Annotated in this window: 9 protein-coding genes and 1 pseudogene; 5 read left to right on the forward strand and 5 right to left on the reverse strand. The window is 69.0% G+C overall.

The features are described 5' to 3' along the window. Positions 1-422: 422 nt before the first annotated feature. Positions 423-758 (reverse strand): hypothetical protein, encoded by a 336-nt coding sequence (locus tag MYF83_RS41975; protein ID WP_248966400.1) that lies wholly within the window; start codon positions 756-758, stop codon positions 423-425. A gap of 427 nt (positions 759-1185) precedes the next feature. Here MYF83_RS41975 and MYF83_RS41980 point away from each other — a divergent pair, with 427 nt between their 5' ends. After that, positions 1186-2265 (forward strand): hypothetical protein, encoded by a 1080-nt coding sequence (locus tag MYF83_RS41980; RefSeq protein ID WP_248966401.1) that lies wholly within the window; start codon positions 1186-1188, stop codon positions 2263-2265. Here MYF83_RS41980 and MYF83_RS41985 read toward each other — a convergent pair. Then, complete coding sequence (locus tag MYF83_RS41985) at positions 2249-2656, reverse strand: Hsp20/alpha crystallin family protein (RefSeq protein WP_248966402.1); 408 nt, start codon at positions 2654-2656, stop codon at positions 2249-2251. The two genes, MYF83_RS41980 and MYF83_RS41985, sit on opposite strands and share 17 nt — an antisense overlap. A 108-nt stretch (positions 2657-2764) precedes the next feature. Between MYF83_RS41985 and MYF83_RS41990 the strand changes: the two genes are divergently transcribed. The 4 genes and pseudogenes from MYF83_RS41990 (at position 2765) to MYF83_RS44735 (ending at position 5926) form a co-directional block, all read left to right on the forward strand. Further along, positions 2765-3448, forward strand: coding sequence for an adenylate kinase family protein (locus MYF83_RS41990; RefSeq protein WP_248966404.1), 684 nt, complete (start codon positions 2765-2767; stop codon positions 3446-3448). 76 nt (positions 3449-3524) lie between these two features. Then, a complete protein-coding gene (locus MYF83_RS41995) occupies positions 3525-3974 on the forward strand; it encodes a DUF1931 family protein (protein ID WP_248966405.1) in 450 nt (149 codons plus the stop codon). 67 nt (positions 3975-4041) lie between these two features. Next, positions 4042-5334, forward strand: a pseudogene (locus tag MYF83_RS42000) (FAD-dependent oxidoreductase); the annotation flags it as partial. A gap of 115 nt (positions 5335-5449) precedes the next feature. Then, a complete protein-coding gene (locus MYF83_RS44735) occupies positions 5450-5926 on the forward strand; it encodes an NAD(P)/FAD-dependent oxidoreductase (RefSeq protein WP_372500417.1) in 477 nt (158 codons plus the stop codon). Here the strand turns inward: MYF83_RS44735 and MYF83_RS42005 are convergent. The 3 genes from MYF83_RS42005 to MYF83_RS42010 all read right to left on the reverse strand — a co-directional run bounded on the left by MYF83_RS42005 (position 5899) and on the right by MYF83_RS42010 (position 7544). Further along, positions 5899-6132 (reverse strand): DUF2267 domain-containing protein, encoded by a 234-nt coding sequence (locus tag MYF83_RS42005; protein ID WP_248966408.1) that lies wholly within the window; start codon positions 6130-6132, stop codon positions 5899-5901. The two genes, MYF83_RS44735 and MYF83_RS42005, sit on opposite strands and share 28 nt — an antisense overlap. A 234-nt stretch (positions 6133-6366) precedes the next feature. Continuing rightward, positions 6367-6552, reverse strand: coding sequence for a carbohydrate-binding module family 14 protein (locus MYF83_RS44740; RefSeq protein ID WP_372500416.1), 186 nt, complete (start codon positions 6550-6552; stop codon positions 6367-6369). 20 nt (positions 6553-6572) lie between these two features. Beyond that, positions 6573-7544: a peroxiredoxin family protein gene (locus MYF83_RS42010; RefSeq protein ID WP_248966409.1), complete on the reverse strand. Its 972-nt coding sequence runs from the start codon at positions 7542-7544 to the stop codon at positions 6573-6575. Positions 7545-7885: the final 341 nt, after the last annotated feature.

Below are 7885 nucleotides of genomic sequence, written 5' to 3' on the forward strand. Positions count from 1 at the left end.
CGACACTGGTCAACCGGAGGCGACCGCACATCCTTCAAACGGGTAGTCGTTCAGCGCCACACGCGCGGACACGGATGCGCGGCCAGGCCCGAGAGAACGCCGGCCGCGGGCGCGGCCCCGGACGGGCAGGGCACGGCCGCCGCCCCAGGCCGGGTCGCGGGAACCGTGTACCCGCGGCGTCCGGGGGGACACCGCGCTGCGGTGACTGCCACGAGCCGCTGCCGTGGGTCGCCGAGGCGGGTGACGACGACTTCGCCGAGGTCGTCGAGGCGGCGTCCTGACCGCTGCCGGCCAACATCGCCCTGTCGGCGCTGGACGAACATTTCTGCGCCAAATGGAACGATCGACGAAGGACTGGACTTCCTCGGCTTCCACATCCAGCGGAGACGCAAGAAGGGTGCCAGCGAGTACTACGTCTACACCTATCCGTCGAAGAAGGCATTGGCCTCGATCACGGACAAGGTGCGGGCGATTACCAACAGAGAGCCGCCGCTACAGGCTCGCCAGGTAGACCTGGCCGCCGATTCCGACAGGTGCCGCTCGTACAGGCTCCGTCCGCGCCGGGCGAAGGCGGCGTCGTCGGCAGCGTCCCCGTCCAGGCCGGTGCCCAGTATGGGATCTGAACCGGTGAGCTTGAGAAGGACGACGCCGTGCTTGGGCACCGTGGCGGTGTAGGACGGCTGGACGGTTCCGGCGTCCTGGCGCTCCCACAGCAGGCGTGTCGTGACCGGACCGGTGCTCCGCGGGGATGAGTTCAAGGACCAGTTCTACCGCGAGGGCTACCGTCCCCGATGCGCGCACGTCTCCGTGAGCATTCAGCCGCCCGCCTGCGACCCCGACTCGAACTGCCAAGTTCACCACCGCTGTTACCGGCGGCCCGACTCATGGAGAGCATGGCCAGCGGGCCATGGCGGGCAACTACCACCACGTTATCCGCCCGCCGGTGGCCGCCGTAGGGGACGGGTCGGTCCGCATGATCGTACGGCGCGAGACCGAGGAGGACCTGCTCCGCCTCTACCCGTGAGCCGGCTCGACCCCTCACCGCGAGCGTGCTCACGCTCTGGCGGGTTCGGCCCGCCCGTGCCGAACGGCAGCCGCCTACGTGATCCCTCGGGTACGAAGAGGTACTCTCGGGCGAGGAGGGGGCGATCGGGGGTGCCCGGCGAACAAGCAGCTCAGACCGAGGTGCGTGTCGGCATACTGGCGTCACCCGGCGTGGTCGCCGAGCTGGCCGCGACCTTCCTGCCCGAGCTCGCGGAAGAGCTTTCGGCGCGCCTGCCGGACCTTCGATGGAGCATCGAGGTCGTCGAGGAGCGGCTCGTCGACCCGCCGGTCGAGCTCAGCGAGCTGATCGCCGCCGGGCGCAGAGCCATGCTCGATCGCGGATGGCACCTCGCGGTCTGTGTCACCGATCTTCCGCTGCAGACGGCCAGGCGACCCGTGATCGCCCATGCCAGCGCCACGCACGGCGTGGCGGTGCTGTCCCTGCCCGCGCTCGGCCCGGTGGGGGTCCGTCGGCGTGCCATCTCCGCCAGCGTGCGACTGGTCGAAGCCATGCTCGGAGCAGCGAGCGCGGCGGGCGGCAAGGAGGCGGGCGGCGGGACGGCAGGACGGCGGCGGTCCGCCGCCGTCGTCCGGCGGGCACGGGAGCTCGGCGGTCAGGTAGAAATCGACGACCGAGGCGTGCATCTCGTGGCCCGGGTGATCACCGGCAACGTGTGGCTGTTGCTGGGCATGCTGCGTGCCAACAGGCCCTGGCGGCTCGCGATACGACTCTCACGCGTGCTGGTGGCCGCAGCCGCGGCGGTGGCCGCGGCGCTGGTCACCAGCGACCTCTGGCAGCTCGCCGACCACCTCGGACATGTGCGGCTGAGCGTGCTCACCGTCGGATCGGCGCTCGCCATGACCCTCACCATCGTCATAGGCGCGAACCTCTGGGAACGGCATCCCAGCGCGAATGTGCGCGAGCAGGTCATGTTGTTCAACATCGTCACGGTGATCACGGTGATCATAGGGGTGGTGGTCTTCTACATCGCGCTCTTCCTGATCGCGCTTGCCGGGACGGCGGTGCTCGTACCGGACGGGTTCTTCGCGAGCGTGCTCCGCCACCCGGTCGACTTCTCGGACAACCTCGATCTGGCCTGGCTGGCGGCTTCGATCGCGACCGTCGGTGGCGCGCTCGGCGCCGGGCTGGAGAGCGACGACGCCGTGCGCGAGGCGGCTTACACCTACCGCCCGGACACCCCGCTCACCAGGAGCACGTGATCCCAGCCCACCCGTCATCTCCGTGCGTGCCTCCGGCCCGCTCGCCGGTGATCTCGATGCGGTGGCCCTGGGCTCGCTGGGCCTTGGGGATGCGCAGTGTCAGGACCCCCTGGTCCATGGACGCCTCGACGTCGTCCGCATCGACGTCGGAGGGCAGCGAGGAGTGGTAGTGGAACCGCCCCGCCCGTACGCGCAGCGCGTTCGAGCGTTCTTCCTCCTCGCGGACCTCACCGTTCACACACAGTTCGCGGTCACGGATGCCGATGTCGATGTCATCCGGTGAAATGCCGGGCAGCCCGAGCCTGACGACGTAGCCATCGTCGCCCTCGTCGATCTCCGCGATCGGCATCCATGGGCGTACGGCCTCGATACCCAGCGTGATACCGGCCACGCCCGTCGGCCGGTGAGCACCACGGCACGGCCATGCTCCGTGGCGCGGGACACGAACACGACCACCGGCGACTGACAGTGCGGCACCAGGTGTGTCATCATTCTCACGATGCGTAAGTACGTGGTGGTCGGGATACCAGGCAGTGGTAAGAGCACGCAGAGCACCATGCTGGCCCGTGACTTCGACCTCGTACGGATCAGTACCGGCGACATCTTCCGGTGGCACGTGCGACACCACACCAAGATCGGCGCACGCGTACGACGGGTCATGACGGCCGGTCAGCTCGTCGGTGACGTTCTGGTCGAAACGATCATGCGCGATCGCCTGGACGAGCACGACTGGAACTACGGGTTCGTCATCGACGGGTTCCCGCGGAACCGCCGCCAGGCCGAGTTCTTCCTGGAGAGCTATGACCTCGATGCGGTCATCTACCTCGACATCCCCGATTCCCAGGTACGCCACCGGGTGCTGTCGAGGCGGCTGTGCGAGCGCTGCGGCGTCGACTACAGCCTCATCGAGAGCCGGCCGGAGCAGGAGGACGTCTGCGACGTCTGCGCCGATTCGCTGGTGACACGCGAAGACGACACGCCGGAGGCGCTCACCGCGCGGCTCTTTGACTACCACAAGGACATCGACGTCGTGCTGGAGCTGCTCGGCCGCAAGGCGGGCGTCTTTGTGATCGACGCGAGCCGTGATCAGGGCACGGTCCACGCCGAGATCCTTTCCCGTCTGGGCCTCCCGTCGCCGCCCTCACCGGGCGGATCCGCCGGCATGGCCGAGCAGGGCCGCTGAGGCGCACCGATCCCGTCCGGTTGTGTGATGCCGGTGGAGCGCGGGTGAGTAAGGCTCGACCGAGGAGGTGGTGCAGATGCGCCCGAGCGCCGTAGCACGGTTCCAGCGGCTCTTCAGAGTGGCCGGAGGCCTGGACGTCGACAAGGACGACCTCAAGCGCTACGAGGACTTCATCGACCACAAGATCTACGACCTGCTCCTGATCGGCCAGGCCCATGCCAAGTCGAACGCTCGCGACGTCATTCACCCGTCGGATCTGCCGGTGACCAAGGGGCTGCAGGAGTCCATCCATACCTTCCGCGCACTCGACGAGGAGATCGCGCTGGAGCCCGTTCTCGAGCAACTCGCGAAACGGCCGCCGCTCGATCTGACCATCGCGGAGGAGACCGAGCGGTCTCTACCGGAGATCGTCGGTGGACTGACGCTCGTGCTCGCCCGCACTTTCAAGATCATCGATCCACGGCAGAAGAACCCGCATACCGAGCACTGGGAGCGGGCCATCGCCATCTTCGACCTGCTCCTGTGACCGGACCCGGCACGGCCTCGAACGCCGGCGGGACCGCCCTACCAAGTGTGAGGATGCGGCGGTCCGGATGGTCGGCGAGTGTCGTTCTGATGCACCCGACGATGGACGGAGACGGCCCTTGCAGGAGACACCCGACCTACACGGCTCGTACCCGCGTCTCGACAGGGACCAGGTCGCCCTAGTCGCGGCGTACGGTGACCGGCGCCCGGTCCGGCGCGGCGAGATCCTCTTCAACGAGGGTGACCGCGACTACGACTTCCACGTGATCAGCCAGGGCATGGTGGCCGAGCAGGAGGGCGGTGAGATCGTCCGTGTGCACGGCCCGGGCCGCTTCCTCGGTGAACTCGGCCAGCTCACCGGCCAGCCCGCGTTCTTGACCGCGGTCGTGCAGGAGACCGGCGAGGTCGTGGCCGTGCCGATCGGCCGGCTGCGCGAGCTGATCGCCCGGGAGGCGTGGTTCGGCGAAATGGTCCCGCGCGCCTATCTCATACGGCGATCGCTGCTCATCGAGCTCGGCGCCGGGCTGCGGATCGTCGGCTCCCGGTTCTCCCCGGACACGCGCCGGCTGCGCGACTTCGCGGCGCGCAACCGCCTACCGCACCGGTGGATCGATCTGGAGGACGACCGGCAGGCCGAGGCGCTGCTCCGTGAGCTGGGCATTCCTCCCGTGGACACGCCGGTCGTGATTCTCCACGGGGACCGGGTGCTCCGCAATCCCGTGAACGCCGAGCTGGCCCGGCTCATCGGCCTGCCCGCGCCCGAACCGGGTGCGGAGGAGGACCTCCACGACCTGGTCGTGGTCGGGGCCGGGCCGGGCGGATTGGCGGCCGCGGTCTACGGCGCGTCCGAGGGCCTGGACACGGTCGTGCTCGACGCGATCGCGACCGGCGGCCAGGTCGGCGCCTCCTCTCGCATCGAGAACTATCTCGGCTTTCCGAACGGGATCTCCGGCGGTGAGCTGGCCGAGCGGGCGGTGATCCAATGCCGGAAGTTCGGCGCCAGGCTCAGCATCCCGGCCGAGGTGACCTGCCTCACGAGCGAGGACGGGGCGTACGTCGTCCGGCGTGCCGATGGCGGCTTCGCCCGATCCCGTACGGTCGTGATCGCGACCGGTGCCCGGTACCGCCGGCTCGACGTGCCGCGCCTGGAGGAGTTCGAGGGAAGCGGCGTGCACTACGCCGCGACCGAGCTGGAGGCGCTGGCGTGCCGGCGGCGCCCGGTCGCGATCGTCGGCGGCGGCAACTCGGCCGGTCAGGCGGCGCTCTTCCTGGCCAGGCACGCGTCGCTGGTCCGCGTCTTCGTACGTGGCGACGATCTCGCCGAGAACATGTCGCGCTACCTGATCGACCGGATCGAGCGTGAGGAGTCGGTGGAGCTGTTTCTCCGTACGGAGGTGCGCGAGCTGAATCGGCGACCGCGAGCTCGAGGCAATCGTCGTGGAGGACAACCGGACCGGCGAGCGGCGCATCTTCGAGATGAACGACCTGTTCGTCTTCATCGGCGCGGATCCGTGCGTCGGCTGGCTGGCCGGCAGCGTCGAGCTGGACGAGAAGGGCCACGTCCGCACCGGCCGCGGCGACGCGCTGCCGCTGGAGACGAACCTGCCGGGGGTGTTCGCAGTCGGCGACGTGCGAAGCGGGTCGATCATGCGGGTCGCCTCGGCGGTGGGCGAGGGCTTCATGGCGGTACGGCTGGTCCACGAGCACCCTGTCGCGCTGACGGTCCGGCGCTCCGCCGGAGGGCGCTGTCGACCGATTCCAGCGCCATACGCCCACGCCAGGGGCGGCGGCGGGCCACACTCATGCAGGAGCGATGATCTCCTCCTGACAGCTGTCCCGCAGCCAAATCGATCGCCGGATTCGGCCCTGTGGACACCCGAACAGGCCATCTGGACACCGACGGAGCCAGCGCGCGCTCCCCCGAGTCATGGTCCGGGCAGCAGCACGCCGTAGTCCGGCGGCAGCTGGGCGGTGACATCGAAGTACTCTTCGTCACCGACCGCCTCGCGCAGCGTCGCGAAGACCGCTCGCGCGTGCTCGCTCGCCTCGGCGGCGGTCCGCCGCCGTCGTCCGGCGGGCACGGGCAGGGTGGCCGCCGCTTGCCGCCCCTTGGGCCTTGACCGGCGGCGGCCGGGGAAGACCACGAAGACGACGACCAAACCGCCCCGGCATTCCTCTCAGGACCTGGCCATGGCCCGGATCTCCTGTTGGTTGGCGGGGAAGGTGCTGGCGCCGCGCCGTACGTAGAACTCGATGGGCCTGCCGCGGTCCCGCAGCCCGTACGGGCCGCTGGGGCTCAGGCGAAAGCTGACAAACCCCTCTCGGATTGCCTGGGCTACCGTGTGCATTCGCCGGTGCGAACGGTTCAGCCCGCCTGCGGCTGGTGCGTGCTGTTAGTAGGCGCAGCGGGCCTCTGCGGGGTGCTCGCATCGCCCAGTGTCTACGCTGAAGTGAAAGCCTTCGGTGCTGCAGGCTTGGAGGTACGGGGTCGGGTGGCCGGTGACACACGTGAAGAAGGTGGAGCAGTCGTCGGGGTTGGGGTAGTTGCCTTCTTGTCGGCCGTCGCAGCTGAATGCCATAGGGTGCTCCTTTTTCTGGGTCAGGTGTGGGTGAGGTCTCGGGTGTGTTCGGCGAGCAGGTGCCGGATCGATTGGGCCCCGCCAGCGGGAGGTGCGGCGATCCAGCCGCGGCGGTCGATGAGCACGGCGGTGGGTGTGCCGCGCAGCCGGTAGCCGGTGGCGACCTCATGCCCGTCCTGGACGAGCATCCGATCGAGGCGGTGTTGCCGGGCCCAGGCGAGATTGGCTTCCAGGTCGCCGCTGCTGACCGGTATGACGGTGAGGTCCGTGCTGTGCTGCCAGTGCGCCAGGTCGGGGGTCAGCAGCTGGCAAGGGCCGCATTCGGGGTGGATGAACACCAGCATGACCGGTCGTCCCGCAGCCAGCAGGTCCTTCAGAGTGGTGCGGGCCTCGTCAAGGCCGGGCAGGTCGAAGTCCGGAGCAGACGTCCCCACCGGCAGTCCCTCGGCGGGCGAACGCGCTGCTTGCTGGTGGAGTTCGCGGCGCAGCGTCCTGATCTCAGCCATCTGCCGTGCCTGCACCGCGGCCAACGTCACTGCGATCGCCAGGCCGACGGCATCGTCAGCAGGCAGCGCTTCGGGCAGTCCAGGATGGGCTGTAGACCCCCACAGTGCGGCAGCGACCAGCACACCCAGACCGGCGTTGCGGGCCAACGTCCACCCGCTGATGGGACGGCTGTCCGCTCCAAAGCACCCGCACGACGGATGCCGTCCCGACCGCAGCTGCACCGCCACTGCCGTACTGAACCCGGCCAGCAGTAACAACGCCGCAGCACTCGCCGCCACCGCCGTCGCCGACGGCAGCACCGCCGCCGCCACGACCACCTCGATGCCGGGCAGAACCCACCAAGCCGCCCCCACCAGCCCGCCAGGAACGCCGAATTCCCGCAACGCCTGCCGCGCAGCTTCCCGGTCGGCCAGCTTCCCCCACGCCGCCCCGGCGAACACCGCCGCCACGACCAGCCGCAACCCCCAGACAGCCAGCTCCAGCAACGCCCCGCCCCACCCGAGCCCAGCAACGAGCCAGGCAACCGACAAAACCTGGTGAAAGTCTGACCTGCCCCATGACCCCAAGACAAGAGCCCGCTGGTAACCCACCACTACCTCTAGGCCGTCGGCCACCTCACGGAGCCCAACAGGACCCGCAATGGCACTCGCCAAGGAACGCGCGAGCAAAGTCGCGAGCCTGTAACCCCGTACCCCCGATTGAGCCGCCCCGAGCCTTCCGGACAGTGCCCCCACTAAGATTGGGGTCGTCTGGAAAGGAAGATGGTTGTCGCGGAATCGTAGGAACTTCTCGCCTGAGTTCAAGGAAGAGGCCGTGAAACTGGTGA

This window comes from Sphaerisporangium perillae (genome assembly GCF_023276435.1).
GTDB lineage: Bacteria > Actinomycetota > Actinomycetes > Streptosporangiales > Streptosporangiaceae > Sphaerisporangium > Sphaerisporangium perillae.

What these genes read in the sequence shown, in the direction of transcription:
- MYF83_RS41995 (WP_248966405.1), top strand. Translation starts at nt 3,525, where the DNA reads ATGCGCCCGAGCGCCGTAGCACGGTTCCAGCGGCTCTTCAGAGTGGCC.
- MYF83_RS41990 (WP_248966404.1), top strand. Translation starts at nt 2,765, where the DNA reads ATGCGTAAGTACGTGGTGGTCGGGATACCAGGCAGTGGTAAGAGCACG.
- MYF83_RS44735 (WP_372500417.1), top strand. Translation starts at nt 5,450, where the DNA reads ATGAACGACCTGTTCGTCTTCATCGGCGCGGATCCGTGCGTCGGCTGG.
- MYF83_RS44740 (WP_372500416.1), bottom strand. Translation starts at nt 6,552, where the DNA reads ATGGCATTCAGCTGCGACGGCCGACAAGAAGGCAACTACCCCAACCCC.